This is a genomic window from Sphingobacterium alkalisoli (assembly GCF_005049105.1).
GTDB lineage: Bacteria > Bacteroidota > Bacteroidia > Sphingobacteriales > Sphingobacteriaceae > Sphingobacterium > Sphingobacterium alkalisoli.
In genome coordinates, this window is sequence record NZ_SUKA01000011.1 from 77,023 (window position 1) to 95,378 (window position 18,356).

Below are 18,356 nucleotides of genomic sequence, written 5' to 3' on the forward strand. Positions count from 1 at the left end.
TAATATGACGCTTTGTGCTTAAATTGAATAACAAATGAACTGCATATGGTTGCAATAATATTATCAGTACCTGAACATCAATTCGAATGGGTAGATATTACCAATCCGAAACGGGAAGATTTTATAGCGTTAAAAGAAAAGTATGGTCTGAAAGATGTGTCGATAAAAGACTGTCTTGAAGTAGGCCATCTTCCCAAAATAGAAGAATTCGACAATTATCATTTTTTAATTCTTCGCTCCATTCCATCTATTTATAAACAAGAATCTGATAAGCTAACCGAAATTACCGAGCGAGTTTCTATCTTTTATAGCGAAAATTTCATCATCACGGTACACCGAAATGATATTGAATATTTAGAAAAAACTAAATCAAAAGACAAAAGTGATAAAAAACTGGCGTCTAGCAAAAGCCTGGTGAATTCGTTAGTGTCAGAAGCATTGATGACTTTTGAAAAACTTGTTCTGGACCAATTGGCTGCTAAATTAGACTACTATGAAGAGATTGTATTCCTACATCGACGCCGTAAATTATTTCTGAAAAAGCTGTACTTTATTAAGCGGCAAATAGATGTGATTCGAATTATACTAACGTTGTATAAAGATATAGTAGATTATTTTCACATGCCACAGTATCAGAACATCTATACACAAGATTTAAGAGATTTATTTACACGTACAAATACTTTATATAGAAATACAGGCGAAAATATTGCGCAGCTATTATCAGTTTACTTTAATATAGAATCAAATCATACCAACGAGATTATGCGTACACTCACCATCATTTCGGTGTTCTTTATGCCACTCACATTTATAGTTGGTGTCTATGGGATGAATTTTAGAAATATGCCGGAATTAGAATGGTACTACGGCTATCCTGCAGTGCTGCTCGCTATGCTGGGATTATCCATATTGATATATGTGTGGTTCAAAAGAAAAGATTGGCTTTAGCGTTTGGGTACAGACGCCACGAATTCCTTTAGATAATACGGCTCAAAATAAATTAAATTCTCGAACTCCTGCGTTGTGAATCGTTGCCAGGCTAATGTACTCATATGGCCGGAAGAATGCTGAAATGTTGAAATAATATTCACTTGCGGATTAACATCAAATAGTTCCTTAAATTTACCGGCACCCGAACCGAACAAAAAAACTTTTTTTTCCTGAAATTCCGTAAAAGAGAATTCGTCTATTATCTTAGCCTGCGTAGGAAGAACCTGTTTACCCTCTGCATTAAATACCATGGTGTACACCTCCATACGCCTGGCGTCTATCATAGGCAAATACAACGAATCTGCGTTTAATTTTACTTCTCTGCTAAGTCCATTATACATACTCTCTAATGTATTGATCCCGATCAATGGAATATCTAACGCATAACAGAGACCTTTTGCTGTAGATACACCTATACGTAATCCTGTATACGATCCAGGTCCCATACTTACTGCTATGGCAGCGATATCAGAAAATTGAAGACTGTTACGCGACAATAGTTGTTCTACATAGACAGTCAGTCGAGATGCATGCATGTTCGGTTCATCACTTTGAATATGATCTAACATTATACCTTCTCTATTAATCGAAACCGAACAAACTTCGGTAGCGGTATCTATTTGAATAATATATTGCTTCAACTTCATAAATTTCAAGGAATTGGATCATGGCCGTGACCTCCCCAAGGATGACAACGTGCGATGCGCTTAATAGCTAGCCACCCTCCTTTAAAGGGGCCATATTTCAAAATAGCTTCTTTTCCGTATTGCGAACATGTAGGTGTATAACGACAACTTGCGCCTAAAAATGGAGAAATAGCCAATTGATAAAAACGGATTACTACGAGAAAAAACCATTGTATAACCTTGCTAATTAGCTTCAACGTATCATCGAGAAATTTCATCTACTATCTTAGCTAAAGCAACCTGCATTTTTGAAAACATAACCTGAGATGCCAATTCCTCCTTTGCAACATATTGTATTGCTAACAATAAATTTATGGGATTTTTAGATATTGTGGGAAGTAAGGCGGTACTTTTTTGCAAACGATAACATTCACGCATTTTACGCTTTATTCTATTTCTCGAAACCGCGTGCTTAAATCGACGTTTAGGCACCGATAATATGATTTGCACAGGGAAAGCTGGCGTCAGCTCCGTTTTTAAAAAAACAACACGAAAAGGATATACAACAAAAGAAGAACCATTATGAAAAAGACTATCAATAGATCTTTTACTACATAATCGCTCTTCTTTTTTAAAAGTATTTTTTATCATTTTGATGACTATTTTTGACCGATAGGCACCGTTAAAGTCACCGGCATATTGATAAAGATATTTTATTATCTTTTGTGACGAGATTCGTCAGAAACACTAAGACGTTTTCTGCCTTTAGCTCTACGAGAAGCCAATACTCTTCTTCCGTTAGCTGAGCTCATACGCTCCCTAAATCCGTGTTTATTTCTTCTTTTTCTTTGCGAAGGCTGAAATGTTCTTTTCATGACGCTTAATATGTTTTTTTAATAATTATTACCAATGTTATCCCCTAACAGGAATGCAAAAGTAGTGTTTATTTTAGAAACTAACAAATAATAAAACAAAAAGCGAGCAATAAATTAACTGAACTTTCTCTACATTATTCTGGACTCTATTTATCCCTTAATAAATCCCGTATCTCTGTCAACAACACTTCCTCTTTAGATGGAGTTGGTGCAACTGGAGGAGCTTCAATCTCTTTCCGTTTTAGAGAATTTATCCCCTTAATGACCAAGAATATACAAAACGCAACAATTAAAAACTGTATAATAACATTAACGAAATTACCGTAGCCAACAGCCACTTCTTCCGTACCTGCAGCTTCATTAGCATCTTTCAATACATATTTCAAACTAGCAAAATCCACACCTCCAGTCAAATAACCAATAGGAGGCATTATGATATCATTTACTAAGGAGGTAACTATCTTACCGAATGCACCACCAATCACCACACCGACAGCCAAATCAACGACGCTGCCGCGCATAGCAAATTCTTTAAATTCTTTCAAGAAGCTCATAATAAATTAACATTAAATTTTTTACCTTTACAAAAATAGTCATTCAATATTAGATTATATAAGCTAATTGTATTTTTGATACGAGATTACATTTATGGCTCGGTAGATCAATATTTAAAATTATAACTTTTGCATGAAAAAAATACTCATTGCTGATGACCACAGTATTGTCAGATTAGGTGCTTCAATTATTATTAGAGAAGTGCTAAAAGATGTATCTATTACGCAAGCAAAAACTTACCCTGAGGTATATGAACAATTAAAGGCTGAACATTTCGACTTAATTCTTCTAGACATTAACATGCCTGGTGGTAATAATATTAAAGTAATTAAAGAAATATTAGAAATTCAAAATGATCTTAAGATTTTGGTATTCTCATCTTACGATGAAAACTTATATGCGTTAAGGTATATTGAGGCAGGGGCGGCAGGATATCTAAACAAAACCACTGCTATGGGCGAATTAAACCACGCGATACAACACATCCAAGAGCGAGGAAAATACATGTCTGAAGCCGTGAAAGATTTATACGTAAAGAAGCTTACTCTACGTAAATCAAGTATAGATGCTGATAATCCGTTGAATAAATTATCAAACCGTGAGATGGACGTTGCCAAGCATCTGATCGATGGACACGGCATTTTAGAAGTTTCTAATACATTAAACCTGAGCTCTTCTACCGTTAGCACGTATAAAAGTCGAATCTTTGAAAAATTAGGCGTACATAATATTCCAGAACTCATAGAATTATTTAAATTGCATTCGGAAGAAAAGTAACAAGAGAAGTTGTTTTTCTTCCGAATGCAATTGCAGATTAGCACCTCCATAACCTACCGTTGCACCCAAAATTCTAGAGATTATTACCAATACGCTTACGAGATAACGCGTGCATAAACAAAAAAAATACGGCTAAATTATTAGCCGTATCCAATACTAGTGATAAATATTAATCCACATTATCATGTAAGAAAGAGTTATTAGATCTAATTTCCGTTTCTCCTTCGTCAAAAGACAATGTAAAACGTGAAACCTGAGATTCAGACGAATGAGGTAAATTATCCAACGGCTTCTGTTTTCTTTTATATGCGGGTTCGTTTTCCAATTCTTGAAGACCATTTGAGGATTTAAGCTTCATACTTAACTCTTTGAGACGCAGTATCCGCTCCTTAGTTTTCATCAGTTGATCCTCAAAATTTGATTCTTCTTTTTCTTCAATCTCGACAAAGTTATTTTGAACCGGAGATTCTACATTATGCTGAACATCGTCTGTTGTTTCTTCATTGGTATTTTCATACGTATCAAATACAGTAGGTAATTTGAACTCAAACATCGAAGGAGAGGTTTTTAATTCATATCCACCAAGATCTTGGTCTTTTTCTTCTTCAGCCGTATTTTGCACCTCCAACGTATGCCGGATCACCTGTGTTTCCGATTGGATTACAGAATTAGAAAGGGCATCTACTGGCTTAGCAGGAGATGAAAACAAATCTCCTTGAGGCATAGCCGCTTTCGTCTCATTGGTCAGTGCCTGGCCTTGAACTGGCTTTACCAGATTATCGAGAGGTGCATGTACTTCTTTGACAGCAAATTGATTTTGCCCAACAGGTTTTACAAACGCATTAGACGTATCGGGGGTTAAAGGTAAAGCAATTTTTTCCTTCTTCTTCTCCTTAATGCGCTCTTCGGCGGTCTGGAAACCAGTAGCTATAATAGTTACTGACAACTCATCTTCATAAGATTCGTCGATACAATTACCCCAAATTAAGTCTGCCGTCAATCCGGCCTTTTCTTGGATATAATCCGTAATAATCGCCACTTCATCCATTGTGACTTCTCTATTACCTGAAGTGATATTCAACAAAATATAGCGAGCACCTTCAATTTCATTATCTTTCAGAAGAGGAGAGGCTAAGGCCCCCGTAACAGCTTCAATAGCTCTATTATCTCCTTTTGAAACATGATTACCCATGATAGAAACACCACTATCATTCATAACCGTACGAACATCCTTAAAATCAACATTTACATAACCAGGAATGGTTATAATTTCCGCGATACCTTTAGCTGCCGTAGTTAATATATCATCCGCCTTCGAAAATGCCGCAGTCATCGTTAAATTACCAAATATTTCACGAAGACGATCATTTGAAATAACGAGGTATGAATCTACATATTTCCGTAGCTCATTTAAACCTTCTTCTGCTTGAGAGCGGCGCTTTTTTCCTTCAAAAGTAAAAGGAGTAGTAATAATAGCCACAGTCAGAATTCCCATTTCTTTAGCTGCTTTAGCTAAAACTGGACTCGCTCCTGTGCCTGTACCGCCTCCCATACCAGCTGTTATAAACAACATCTTGGTATTGGTACCAAGCATTCTTTTGATATCCTCTATACTTTCGATTGCAGAATTTTCGCCTACATCCGGATCTGCACCAGCACCCATTCCTTCTGTTAAACTAGTTCCCAATTGTACTTTGTTAGGGATTGGGCTTAATTCTAGTGCTTGCGCATCCGTATTACACACAATAAAGTCCACCCCACTAATTCCCTGCTTGTACATGTGATTAACGGCATTTCCCCCGCCACCACCTACGCCTATAACTTTAATTATAGACGACTGTTCCTTTAACATTTCAAATTGTATCGACATAAAATATCCTCTTTTTATGAATTGCTAAGTTCACAGTTACCCTAGAACTCATCAATTCGAATGTAATAATACCAAAATATCAACAACAGTTTTCCACAATTGTTAAAATGTGGAAAAAACCACTTAATGTTGAAAATTATTTTTTCCCAATAAACGAATCATCGTCAATTCCGGAATCATCTTTAATGAAATCAGAGATTATTTTAGTAAACCAACTTTCCTTTTTGTTGGCCGTTTGCGTAATCTCCTTCACTTTCGATCTATCTGGGCTTTTATACACCACTTCTTGTTGCGTGGCCTCATCTTCTTCTACCGTTTGGATACCCTTAATCAATAAACCAATACTTGTAGCATACATTGGACTTTTCATCTCATCAAAAGATTGCTTGTTCAACATATCCGTTTTTGCCAAGTATTCGTTTGGATATCCGATACGACAATCGATTCCTGTAATATATTCCACTAACTGAACCAGATGTTTCAATTGTGCCCCTCCCCCAGTAATAACAATACCAGCAATTAATTTATCTTCATACCCTGAGGATTTAATTTCATAATAAACATGCTCTATGATTTCTTCCATTCTGGCTTGAATAATGAATGCAAGATTCTTAACAGAGATCTCTTTAGAATCACGTCCGCGGATGCCAGGTACACAAATTACCTCGTTATCTTTGTTTTCGTCCGCCAATGCTGAGCCGTAACGCACCTTTAATTGTTCCGCTTGATTACGTAAGACAGCACATCCTTGACGTATATCTTCGGTAACAATATTTCCTCCCAAGGGAATAACAGCAGTATGACGAATAATCCCTTCATGAAAAATAGCTACATCTGTGGTGCCTCCTCCGATATCGACAAGCACTACTCCAGCCATTTTCTCCTCCTCATCCAATACAGCTTCAGATGATGCTAGAGGCTCCAACACCAAAGAAGAAACTTCTAGGTCAGAATTATCCACACACTTTTTAATGTTTTTGATGTCAGTAACCCGACCCGAAATGATATGGAAATTAGCTTCCATACGACGTCCGGCCATACCTATTGGTTCCTTAATCCCCGGTTCATTATCAATTGTAAATTCTTGCGGTAAGACGTGTATAATTTCCTCTCCCGGAGGAAGAACGAGTTTATACATATCCGAAATCAAACGTTCAACATCTAAGCGGCCAATTTCGTCGTCATCATTTTTTGTCAAAATCCCACGATGCTGGATGCTTTTGATGTGCTGACCGGCTATACCTACATTGACCACTTTTATATCCACATTAGATTGCCCTTCAGCTATCGCGACAGCTTCACGGATACTTCCAACGGTTTTTTGAATATTAGCTACAACCCCACGGTTTACCCCCGCAGATTCGGCTTTACCTACGCCCAAAAGCTCAATTTTGTTTGTCCCGCTACGACGACCTACCGTCACGCAGATTTTCGTAGTACCGATATCCAACCCAACAATAATTGGATTTTCTTTTTCATTTGCTGTAATTCTTGGTTTCATATGCTGTATATTATGCTGTATTGTTAATTTTTCATATTTATTTTCATCTGTAAACTGTCCATAAACCAATTCCCTTTTCGTTCACAAATTATTTGATCTCCATACTTTACATTTACCCTCGCATAGGCATTGTTGCCTACTTTTGGCAGAATGTCACGGTAATAGACCTTTAACCGATCTAATTTATACGCAAGCGAATCTGCAGTTCCGATTATCAACTCCTCATTGCCTACACGTGGTACTATTTCAATATCATTTTCAGCGTTTACATATAATTGCACAATTTGATTTTCCCAAAGTTCGTCTCCTCTAATATGATCTACGATTTTCACTAGATCATTTACAAGCTTACTCTGTACATCATCTAAAGGCTCTCCATAGTTTTCTGATATATTTCCATTTGCGACAAGTACATGAGGCACGTATTTTAAGGTAACTGGAATTTTCTTTCCCTCTCTATCGATATAAAATTCCCGACCATTTTTATTTATAACTCTCAAGACAACTTCTCGCTGCTGTACTGCAACTTGTATAACGCCATCCATATCTGCATGAATTTCTGCATTAGATACATACGGGAGATCCTTTAACGACTCTTCGATCTGGTTGACCGGAACGTCTTTGATGGCCTGCCCCACTACCCTTCCGTATTTCTCATTGATCAATTTCGAAATATCATGCTGATCTATAAAGGTTTCTTTCCCTTCAATCATTACACGCAGAGCAATACATACCTGATCGCCACTCTTTCTTGCGATCAGACTCATAAGCAGGGTCAACCCGACCAGAACCGCGGTTCCGAGTATTCCATAGCCTATAAAGCTCCAGCGTATACTTTTTGATCTATTCATTCTCTAAAATAGTTTTCAATGGTCTTACCAAACGGTCAATATCTCCTGCTCCTACGGTCACGATTAATTCCGGTTTTTCTGCCATTACCCTATCCAATACATCTTGAGGCATAACCACTCTTTTATTCTCTATTCCTATTTTATTCAAAAGCCAAGAGGAATTCACGCCGTCAATCGGCAGCTCTCTTGCCGGATAGATCTCCATCAACAAAAGTTCATCTGCCATTCCCAGTACTTCTGCAAAGCCATCTACAAAATCACGTGTGCGTGTAAAAAGATGGGGCTGAAAAACAACAGTCAACTTTTTGGTGGGATATAATTTACGCATGGAATTTAGAAAAGCCCGCAATTCCTCCGGGTGATGGGCATAGTCATCTACGTACACATGTTCGGGTGTTCGAACGATGTATTCAAAACGACGCTTCGCTCCCTTGAAATTGGCTAACGCTGTTACGATTTTCTCCATATCAATCTCCAATAATATTGCTACTGTAATAGCTGCAACAGCATTCTCAACGTTATGAAGTCCAGGTATTCCAAGACGGATATTTTCAACCCGCATATCTCCATAGATATAATCAAAATGAAATTCTCCATCATCTACATGAATATTCTCGGCATAAGCATCGGCTCTCGTTTCAGATGAATAGCTGATATTTCCCTCAAAAGGCAACCCCACCTTTACTATACTTTTACCATCTTCTACTACCCTATCCAGAAATAATTTGAAGGAATCAATCAAATGCGACTCATCACCGTAAATATCCAAATGATCTGCATCAGCAGAGGTTACCACGGCAATATTAGGATGTAATGTAAGAAAGGAACGATCGTATTCGTCGGCTTCTACAACCACTACGTTATTGTCTCCAAATAAAACATTGGTGTTGTAATTTGAACTAATCCCCCCTAAAAATGCAGAGCAATCGTACCCTGAATCTTTTAATATATGAGCGATCATGGTCGAAGTCGTCGTCTTACCATGTGTACCCGCAACACCAATTGTGAAGCGACTGGCACTGATAAATCCTAATACCTGCGATCGCTTATATAGTTCAAACCCTCTATCAATAAAATAATTCTTAATTTTTAAATCCTTGGGGACTGCAGGTGTAAAAATCACCAATGAGTCCACAGATGGATTTAGAAAACGTTCTGGAACTAACTGAATATTGTCTTGGTAAAACACAGTAATTCCTTCGCTAACCAAAGCTAAAGTCAAATCGGTTTCGGTTTTATCGTATCCTATAACGGTACAGCCCAATTGATAAAAGTAACGTGCTAAACCGCTCATTCCAATCCCACCAATTCCGATTAAAAAAACCTGTTTTATCTGATCAATATTCATTTTCTAGTTTATTAATTTTAAAACTTCGTTCGCTATTACCTCATCTGCATCGAGCAACGCCAGTTTTTTAATATTCTCACCGAGTTCTACACATATCGCTTCATCGTGAATCAACTTAAGCGCTTCATCTATCAGATGAATGCGTGCACTCATATCGGTTACCATTAAAGCCGCTTTCTTGTCTACCAACGAAACCGCATTTTTTGTTTGATGATCTTCCGCGACATTTGGCGAAGGAACCAGTATAGCAGGTTTACCAATTACACATAATTCCGAAATGGTTCCTGCTCCCGCTCTTGCTATAATCACATCTGCTGCTGCATACGCATAATCCATGCGCTGCAAAAACGGCACTAACTTAATATTGACAGGCAGCTTATCGTTTAGTTCCCTTTCCAGCTTTTCAAAATAATAGCTGCCGCATTGCCAGATCACTTGTATATCTGCTTGGAGCAATTTATCTAATGCTCCTTTCATACATTCGTTCAACGTATTGGCGCCCAAACTTCCACCTGTAACCAGAATTGTCTTCTTGCCCTCCTGTAATCCGAATGAAGTAATCGCTTCGCTATACTTACCGGAAATATTTACCGAAGCTCTTCGGATCGGATTCCCTGTCAACATGATCTTGCTTTCAGGAAAGAATTGATCCATTCCCTCATAGGCTACACATATTTTTTGCGCCTTCTTGCCCAAACTTTTATTGGTCTTACCTGCAAACGAATTCTGTTCCTGAATAAGCGTAGGAATGCCAATATGATTTGCCATCATTAACAACGGACCAGAAGCATACCCACCAACTCCGACGGCTACTTCCGCACCAAACTCTTTAATGATCTGTCGGGACTTCCATAAACTTTTTACCATTTTAAATGGTAAAGCTAAGTTCTTCAATAACGACTGTCTGTTAATCCCCTGAATGTCTAATCCTATTATCCTATATCCGGCAGCAGGAACCTTTTCCATTTCCATTTTACCAGCAGCACCAACAAATAGAATTTCAATCTCAGGCTGTGCACGGCGCAATGCATTCGCAATCGCAATTGCCGGGAAGATATGTCCTCCCGTACCGCCACCACTTATGATTACTTTATGCGCCATATTAAACTATACTGTACCTACGATTACTTTTTTTTGCTTCGGGGTTTCATCCAACTCCTGCTTATGTTTTAACTCCTCTATATTCCTACTTACAGAGAGGATAATCCCCAATGCAACACTCGTAAAAAGGATTGACGTACCTCCCATGCTAACCAACGGCAACGGAACACCTGTAACTGGCCCCAATCCGACTGCCACTGCCATATTCGCCAATGCTTGTATCGTTAGGCTAAACCCTAACCCTGCAGCTAAAAAAGCGCCAAAGGCTCTTGGGCTGAGTGTTACGATACGGATACAGCGATACATTAAAGCCAAATAAAGAAACAATAGTATTACGCCCCCGACTGTTCCATATTCTTCGATAATGATAGCAAAAATAAAATCGGAATAGGGATGCGGAAGCACATTTCGCTGCACACTGTTGCCAGGCCCCTTTCCGAATAATCCTCCCGTAGCAATCGCGATTTTTGCATTATTTGCTTGATAATTCTTATCTTCTTGAAAAGGAACATTGGAAGCTATCTCTTCTGTTGAAAAAAAGCCTTTTATACGACTAAAATACGTGGCCCGACGTGGTCCGATCGAAATAACCAATACCCCGAGCAACCCTACGCCTAATGACACCAAAGCGATTTGTTTAAAGCTGATACGACCTATCAAAAGCAATAGCACACTGACCCCAAACAACATAACAGCTGTAGATAAGTTGGCCCAGGCAATCAACACAAATACTACACAAACTGCACCCATTATCGGAACAAAAGATTTTTTAACATCTTTAATCTCTTCCTGTTTACGGGAAAGCATTCTAGCTAAAAAGGTAATCAAGGCCAGTTTTGCTAAATCAGACGTCTGAAAAGTCTGATTGATAACCGGAATGGTAACCCAACGGGAAGCATCATTAACTTTGTTCCCAAACACCAATGTATAAAGTAATAAGGGAATAGTAATTGCCATCAAAAGTTTTGAAATACCTGCATAATACCTGTAATCTAATTTGTGAGACAGAAACATCAATATCAAACCTATAGCGATAATCGAAAAATGTTTAAATAAATACATTTCTGTACCCTTACCTTCTTTATATGCAAGCGTACCTACTGAACTATAAACGGCAAGTAAAGACCACCCCGATAGAATGATCACGATGATCCAAATCCACTTATCTCCTTTTAATCTTGACAATACTTGTTCCATCACAGTTCATTTACAAGGTCATCACCGCTTCTTTAAATTTATCACCTCTTTCTTCGTAATTCTTAAACCAATCAAAACTTGCACAAGCTGGTGAAAGCAATACAGTATCACCCTTTTTTGCAAGGTGAGAAGCAATCTCAACTGCATCTTCCATCGATGCACTATTTACAATTACACCTGCCTCATCTTCGAAAGCATCGTGTATACGCGAAGTATCTTTTCCGATGCAAATAATAGCCTTTACTTTTTGCCTTACCAAGTCTCGTAGCATCTCATAGTCATTTCCTTTATCGACCCCCCCCATAATCAATACGATATCGGTAGAAAAACTCTCTAACGCATACCATACCGAGTTCACATTGGTGGCCTTTGAATCGTTGATGTAATTTACACCACCGATATAGGCAACATGCTCTAATCGATGTGGAATATTGACATACGAGCCCATACTCTCTTTCATCGTCTGATTCCGTAGCTCCTGTACTTTCGCAATCAATCCAGACGCCATATTATTGTAGACGTTGTGCTTTCCTTGTAATGATAACTCTTCAATATTCATCGTAAATATTTCTCTATTAGGTATGTGAATTATTATGGTATTCTCTTGATCTAAATACGCTCCTTGATCTATCTCTTTCTCTTGTGTTATGGGTAACGGAATGGCTTTGCTTTCAAAAGTGGACAAAGCCTTCATTGTTTCTTGATCATCAGCGCAATAGACAAAATAATCTCGCTCAGTTTGATTTCGAATCATGCGAAACTTGGAATTTACATAGTTTTCTAATTTATAATCATACCTGTCTAGATGGTCAGGCGTTATATTCAAAATTACGGCTATGTCAGCTCGGAAGTGATACATGTCATCGAGCATAAAACTGGAAATTTCTAATACGTAGACATCAAAATCCTCTCGTGCCACTTGAAAAGCAAAGCTCTTCCCGATATTTCCTGCCAAACCTACGTTTATCCCACCTTTATGCAATATATAATGCGTTAACATCGAAGTGGTAGACTTGCCATTAGAACCGGTAATACAAATCAACTTCGCATTCGTATACTGTGCAGCAAATTCAATTTCCGAGATTACGGAAGTCCCTTGTTCTCTCAATCGTTGAATAATTGGTGCTTTTCCTGAAATGCCTGGACTCTTGACTACAATATCTGCATTTAATATTTGCTGATCTGTATGCTGGCCACTTTCAAATGCAATATTCTCCTTTTGTAAAATATCTTTGTATCCATGGCCGATTTCCCCCATATCAGAAACAAACACTTCAAAGCCTTTATCCTTGCCTAGTATAGCAGCACCTACTCCACTCTCTCCAGCGCCTAGAATCACTAAGCGACCAGTTTGTGGATAATATGTATGTGCGATATTTGTCATGCTATCTTACTTTCAATGTCACTATTGTTAAAATTGCTAAAAAAACACTCACGATCACAAATCGTGTCACGATCTTCGCTTCATGGTATCCTTTTTTTTGGTAATGATGATGAAGAGGCGACATTAAGAAAATCCTCCGTCCCTCACCATATTTTTTCTTTGTATGCTTGAAGTAAGATACCTGAAGAATCACCGACAACATTTCGATCAAAAAGATACCACACAAAATTGGTATTAATAGTTCTTTACGAATAAGTATAGCAAAAGCAGCGATAATCCCACCTATTGTTAACGACCCAGTATCGCCCATAAAAACCTGTGCTGGATACGCATTGTACCACAAGAAACCAGTACATGCACCTACAAATGCCCCTGCGAAAATTACAAGCTCACCCGAATTAGGGATATACATAATATTGAGGTATTCAGAAAAAATGATATTCCCCGAAAGGTAAGCCAAGATGGCCAGTGTGATGCCTACGATAGCTGAAGTACCTGTGGCTAATCCATCTATACCATCCGTAATATTTGCTCCGTTGGACACAGCAGTCACAATGAATACTACAAAAATCAAAAACACAAAAAATGTCATTAAGCTGCTTTTCAATCCGAAACTATCTAAAACTTTAGCATAATCGAACTCATTGTTTTTGTAGAAAGGGATATTAGTTTTTGTCGACTTCACATTTTCTGCATATGTGCTTATACCGGTTTGTGGATTAATCACCACCTCAACAGGCTTTGAGGACGTTGGATTTGTTACCTGTTCGCGAACGACAATATCAGGATGAAAATACATTGTGATAGCGATGATCGTACCCAAACCCACCTGGCCGATTACTTTAAACCGACCAGCCAACCCCTCTTTATTCTTACGAAATACTTTAATATAATCATCCAAGAAACCAATTGCCCCCATCCAAATCGTCGTAACAATCATAATAACAACATAAATATTGTCCAGTTTAGCGAACAATAAGGTGGGTATAAGAATACCCGCTATGATAATCAGCCCCCCCATCGTAGGAGTACCTTGTTTCTTTTTCTCTCCCTCTAATCCCAGGTCGCGAATGGTTTCTCCAACCTGCTTTCGCTGCAGCAAACGGATTAATCGACTACCAAAAACCGTTGTTATTATCAAAGAAACAATAACTGCCATTGCCGTCCGGAACGAGATGTATTGAAACAACCCCGATCCTGGAATATGTAAATGATTTTGTAACCAAGTAAATAAATAATATAACATCGACTTATTGTTGTTCGTTAAATGTTTTATTCAATTCTTCTCTATCATCAAAATGATGTCGTACACCATTAACTTCTTGATATCTCTCGTGTCCTTTTCCTGCTATCAAAACGATGTCTCCAGAAGCCGCTATGTGACAAGCCGCACGAATAGCTTCTCTTCTGTCTGAAATTGTAAACACATTCTTTTTCTTGTCACTCGGTATCCCCGCCTCCATATCTTTGATAATAGCCAAAGGATCTTCCGTACGCGGGTTATCAGAAGTGATGATAACTTTATCACTATACTTCAGCGCTACCCTCGACATTTCGGGACGTTTAGATTTATCACGATCTCCGCCACACCCCAAGACAGTAATAATATGCTGACCAGCCACCTTCAAATCTTTTATTGTTTTCAAAACATTTTCAACTGCATCTGGTGTGTGAGCATAATCTACTATCCCGACAATACCTTTGGTAGAACGAACCGTTTCAAATCTTCCTTGGGCTCCGGTAATCTCACTAATAGCAGTCAAGATTTTCATCGTTTCCTGCTCCAATAAAATAGCGGCACCATATACTGCCAAAAGATTATACGCATTAAAACCTCCTACTAACTTTACCCATACTTCATGCGAATCAATCTGTAATAACATTCCATCAAAATGGCTCTCTATTACTCTTGCTTTGAAATCGGAAATATGATGCAAACCATAAGTTTTTTTGTGTGCAAAAGTATTCTGAAGCATTACTTGCCCATTTTTATCATCTATATTTGTAAGTGCGAACGCGTACCGATCCAAATCATCAAAAAACTTCTTTTTTGCTTTAATATAATTATCAAAATTGCCATGGAAATCGAGATGATCATGCGTAATATTTGTAAAAATTCCGCCAGCGAATCGTAATCCTGCAATGCGCTGTTGTACAATAGCATGTGAACTCACCTCCATAAAGCAGTAATCACAGCCTTCATCTACCATATCAGACAGCAATTTGTTTAAAGCTACCGGATCCGGTGTTGTATGCGTGGCTGGAATAATCCGCTCCCCGATTTTATTCTCTACAGTCGACAAAAGGCCAACATGATATCCCAGATGTCGGAAAAGATTAAATAACAATGTCGCCACAGTAGTTTTACCATTTGTACCTGTAATTCCTACTAGTTTTAACGCCTTAGATGGATTGCCGTAAAAATTAGACGCGGCAATTCCTAATGCGTAGGACGTGTCACCGACGACTAAATAAGTTGTGCTTTGATCTAATTGCGCTGGAAGCTGCTCAACGAGTACAGTGGAAGCATACTTAGCAATGGCTTTGTCCACATAGTGATGTCCATCTGTTTGAACTCCTTTTATCGCGACGAATAATGAATTTTTTTCAACTTTTCGTGAATCAAAACATACCGATGCCACTTCCACATCTAGTGACCCAACAACCTGAACAACAGGAATAGCATGTAATAATTCTTTCAGTATCATATTAATTCAATTGAATTGCCACGTTTGTACCAAATTTTAATTTTTCCCCTGGCACCAAAGATTGGTTTACCACCTTTCCTTTGCCATGTATCTGTGCTTTAAAGCCGGCGTTTTCCATTGTATACAATGCATCAGCCAGCCCCATCCCTACAACGTTGGGCACTACACCTTCTTGAATAAGTACTTCTGAAAATGGAACACCTCTTGACGATGTATCTACTGCATTTTGTGCGATAATATCCCAATTAAGTGACTTTATACCCAAAGCCTCGTAAACCTTAACAGAAGCCACTTTCGAACCTTTGAGCGTCAATGGTGTTTTTGCACCTGCTACATTTACTTCACGAGTAGCAAACGTACCGTGAAGGGACAAATCATTAGCAAAAACCATGTCGGCCAGTTCCTTAAATACGGGACCTGCTACAGTACCTCCATAATAACCATTACGAGGGTTACGGATTACCACAATCATAGAATACTTAGGCTTATCAGCCGGAAAATAGCCCGCAAACGAAGATTGATAACGTCGAGCACCATATCCCTTTGCGCCATCTGCCATCTGGGCCGTCCCCGTTTTCCCTGCAGAGGTATACAACGGACTTGTTAGCTTCTTACCGGTGCCTTCTATCATTACACCTTCCAACATCTCCTGTATTTTTCGGATTGCTTCTTCGTTGGCGATTTGCTTATTAATAACACGAGCATTAAATTTCTGTACCGTATTTCCTAAATGACGAATCTCTTTGACGAATAAAGGTGCAAGCATTTTCCCGTCATTTGCTACCGCATTGTATAAAACCAAGGTTTGTAACGGAGTCAACTTTAACTCGTAGCCATATGCCATCTGTACCAAGGATAGCTTACTCCAGCTTCTATTTTCAGGAGTCTTTACAATAGGAATCCCCTCTCCCGGAATTTGCAATCCCAAAGGTTGATTCAACCCCCACTTATGCAACTTGGCGGTAAATTTTGCGGGGTTACTTCCATAATGTAAATTTATCAACTTCGTGATGCCTACATTTGACGACTCTTCAAAGGCCTCTTTCGCAGTCATCTTAGATTTCTTAGGCGCATGTGAATCTCGGATCGTATGAGAAGGCACCTTATATGTTCCATTCCCAACATCAACAATTGTATTTGTATCTATTAACCCATCATCCAAAGCGGCAAGATAGGATGCTAATTTGAATGTAGATCCAGGATCTGCCCCATGTGCAATAGCATAGTTGAATTTTTCCCTATACTCCCCGTCCGTGTCTCTGGTAAAATTAGCTATAGCACGTATTTCACCAGTTGCCACTTCCATCAACACCACACATCCATTGTCAGCATTACTAATTTTAAGTTGCTTTTCCAACGCTCGCTGCGCCATATCTTGCATATTGACATCGATAGTTGCAATGATATCCGAGCCATCAACCGGAGCTACTTCAATTTCACGATTCAAAGGAACCCACACTCCCCCCGCAATACGCTGCATCATCTGAGCACCACTTTTCCCATCTATATAATTACCATATGCTCCTTCCAATCCTACAAGAACGGTATCTATCCCCTTTGCATTTTTATAACCAATCGTACGGGCGGCTAAATTGGTGAACGGTAAAATCCGTTTATTCTGACGGACAGCAACCAAACCACTTGAGAATCGCGACTTCCCCTCCCTAAAGGTTTTCAATAATGGAAATTTCTTTAACTGCTTAAGCTCCTGATGAGAAACATTCCGCTTTATTAATACATATCTTTGCTTTTTCGCACGAGCGTTTTTTAATATACCCAAATATTGCCTTACTGATTTATCTTTAAAGAAACCAGCAAGTTTACTCGCTAATGAATCAACTTTAGAATTAAAAACATCGTTGCGTTCAACTGAAATCGCCATTGCATCGAACCGTATCTCATACTCAGGAACGGAAGTCGCCAATAAACTGCCATCGTTAGAATAAATATTCCCCCTAGCAGCTTCTACAACACGCTCTTGTATCGTCAGACTATCCGCGATAGCGCGCCACTCACCTCCATCTACATACTGCAGATGAACGAGTTTAGCAAAAACTGCCAAGGCACCAAAGACCATCAGCCCGAACGCCAGGTATACCCTCACTAATATGGATTTCCTAATATTCATTATTTGCTTTTAATCTTAATAATATCACTTATGCTCCTTTACTACTTCAAGTTTAATAGGCGGCTGTGTCCTTTCCTTTAACCCCAGTGTATCCGCTCTTTTAGCTATTTCTGACTGCGTTGTTAATTTCATCAACTCCGCCGACAAGGATTTATAATCCCAACTCAACTCTTTCACTTCTCTGCTAAAGCGATCTATTTGCCGCACTGTACGCTCAGCTAAATGACGATTAGAAATATAAAGCAGTCCTAAAAAAGCTAAAAACGCAACAAAAGGAAGATTTTTCGTCACCAAATACATTGAAAGTTGTTTTGGCGCAAAAATGGAGCGAAGAAAATTTTGAGTTTCCTCTACCTTTTCTTCGACTGCATCGGATAATTCCTCTTGGATATCCTCACTTAACTCCTTATCTCTTATTGTGTTCTTTCTAGACATATATTGA

Annotated in this window: 18 protein-coding genes; 2 read left to right on the forward strand and 16 right to left on the reverse strand. The window is 38.6% G+C overall.

The genetic code is table 11. The features are described from left to right. Positions 1–45: 45 nt before the first annotated feature. A complete protein-coding gene (locus tag FAZ19_RS22705) occupies positions 46–951 on the forward strand; it encodes a CorA family divalent cation transporter (RefSeq protein ID WP_136823068.1) in 906 nt (301 codons plus the stop codon). Here FAZ19_RS22705 and tsaB read toward each other — a convergent pair. The 5 genes from tsaB to mscL all read right to left on the reverse strand — a co-directional run bounded on the left by tsaB (position 948) and on the right by mscL (position 3,048). Beyond that, complete coding sequence (gene tsaB / locus FAZ19_RS22710) at positions 948–1,640, reverse strand: tRNA (adenosine(37)-N6)-threonylcarbamoyltransferase complex dimerization subunit type 1 TsaB (protein WP_136823069.1); 693 nt, start codon at positions 1,638–1,640, stop codon at positions 948–950. The genes FAZ19_RS22705 and tsaB overlap by 4 nt on opposite strands. Before the next feature lie 5 nt (positions 1,641–1,645). Continuing rightward, the gene (gene yidD, locus FAZ19_RS22715; protein WP_136823070.1) at positions 1,646–1,897 is read right to left on the reverse strand and encodes a membrane protein insertion efficiency factor YidD; all 252 of its coding nucleotides are present in this window, start codon (positions 1,895–1,897) and stop codon (positions 1,646–1,648) included. Continuing rightward, positions 1,881–2,270: a ribonuclease P protein component gene (locus tag FAZ19_RS22720; protein WP_136823071.1), complete on the reverse strand. Its 390-nt coding sequence runs from the start codon at positions 2,268–2,270 to the stop codon at positions 1,881–1,883. The genes yidD and FAZ19_RS22720 overlap by 17 nt, the downstream gene beginning before the upstream one ends. Before the next feature lie 65 nt (positions 2,271–2,335). Further along, complete coding sequence (gene rpmH / locus FAZ19_RS22725) at positions 2,336–2,494, reverse strand: 50S ribosomal protein L34 (protein ID WP_136823072.1); 159 nt, start codon at positions 2,492–2,494, stop codon at positions 2,336–2,338. Positions 2,495–2,640: 146 nt separating this feature from the next. After that, positions 2,641–3,048 (reverse strand): large-conductance mechanosensitive channel protein MscL, encoded by a 408-nt coding sequence (gene mscL, locus FAZ19_RS22730; RefSeq protein WP_136823073.1) that lies wholly within the window; start codon positions 3,046–3,048, stop codon positions 2,641–2,643. A gap of 133 nt (positions 3,049–3,181) precedes the next feature. On the opposite strand from mscL, the gene FAZ19_RS22735 reads away from it, so the two are divergent. Continuing rightward, entirely contained in the window at positions 3,182–3,826 is a 645-nt protein-coding gene (locus FAZ19_RS22735; protein ID WP_136823074.1) for a response regulator, read from the forward strand. Between the two features lie 169 nt (positions 3,827–3,995). On the opposite strand, the gene ftsZ is transcribed toward FAZ19_RS22735, so the two are convergent. The 11 genes from ftsZ to FAZ19_RS22790 form a co-directional block, all read right to left on the reverse strand. Next, complete coding sequence (ftsZ, locus tag FAZ19_RS22740) at positions 3,996–5,696, reverse strand: cell division protein FtsZ (RefSeq protein WP_136823075.1); 1,701 nt, start codon at positions 5,694–5,696, stop codon at positions 3,996–3,998. A gap of 136 nt (positions 5,697–5,832) precedes the next feature. Beyond that, positions 5,833–7,197: a cell division protein FtsA gene (gene ftsA / locus FAZ19_RS22745; RefSeq protein WP_136823076.1), complete on the reverse strand. Its 1,365-nt coding sequence runs from the start codon at positions 7,195–7,197 to the stop codon at positions 5,833–5,835. Positions 7,198–7,220: 23 nt separating this feature from the next. Further along, positions 7,221–8,048, reverse strand: coding sequence for a cell division protein FtsQ (locus FAZ19_RS22750; RefSeq protein ID WP_136823077.1), 828 nt, complete (start codon positions 8,046–8,048; stop codon positions 7,221–7,223). Next, positions 8,041–9,396, reverse strand: a complete 1,356-nt coding sequence (gene murC / locus FAZ19_RS22755; RefSeq protein ID WP_136823078.1) for a UDP-N-acetylmuramate--L-alanine ligase — start codon at positions 9,394–9,396, stop codon at positions 8,041–8,043. The genes FAZ19_RS22750 and murC overlap by 8 nt, the downstream gene beginning before the upstream one ends. 3 nt (positions 9,397–9,399) lie before the next feature. Then, complete coding sequence (gene murG / locus FAZ19_RS22760) at positions 9,400–10,497, reverse strand: undecaprenyldiphospho-muramoylpentapeptide beta-N-acetylglucosaminyltransferase (RefSeq protein ID WP_136823079.1); 1,098 nt, start codon at positions 10,495–10,497, stop codon at positions 9,400–9,402. Between the two features lie 6 nt (positions 10,498–10,503). Continuing rightward, positions 10,504–11,694, reverse strand: coding sequence for an FtsW/RodA/SpoVE family cell cycle protein (locus FAZ19_RS22765; protein WP_136823080.1), 1,191 nt, complete (start codon positions 11,692–11,694; stop codon positions 10,504–10,506). A gap of 10 nt (positions 11,695–11,704) precedes the next feature. Beyond that, entirely contained in the window at positions 11,705–13,078 is a 1,374-nt protein-coding gene (gene murD / locus FAZ19_RS22770; RefSeq protein WP_136823081.1) for a UDP-N-acetylmuramoyl-L-alanine--D-glutamate ligase, read from the reverse strand. Between the two features lies 1 nt (position 13,079). After that, positions 13,080–14,324: a phospho-N-acetylmuramoyl-pentapeptide-transferase gene (gene mraY / locus FAZ19_RS22775; protein WP_136823082.1), complete on the reverse strand. Its 1,245-nt coding sequence runs from the start codon at positions 14,322–14,324 to the stop codon at positions 13,080–13,082. 4 nt (positions 14,325–14,328) lie between these two features. After that, positions 14,329–15,786: a UDP-N-acetylmuramoyl-L-alanyl-D-glutamate--2,6-diaminopimelate ligase gene (locus tag FAZ19_RS22780; protein WP_136823083.1), complete on the reverse strand. Its 1,458-nt coding sequence runs from the start codon at positions 15,784–15,786 to the stop codon at positions 14,329–14,331. A gap of 1 nt (position 15,787) precedes the next feature. Further along, on the reverse strand, positions 15,788–17,914 hold the full coding sequence (locus FAZ19_RS22785) for a penicillin-binding protein (RefSeq protein ID WP_136823084.1): 2,127 nt from the start codon (positions 17,912–17,914) through the stop codon (positions 15,788–15,790). A 24-nt stretch (positions 17,915–17,938) separates the two neighbouring features. Continuing rightward, the gene (locus FAZ19_RS22790; RefSeq protein WP_136823085.1) at positions 17,939–18,349 is read right to left on the reverse strand and encodes an FtsL-like putative cell division protein; all 411 of its coding nucleotides are present in this window, start codon (positions 18,347–18,349) and stop codon (positions 17,939–17,941) included. Between the last annotated feature and the right edge of the window lie 7 nt (positions 18,350–18,356).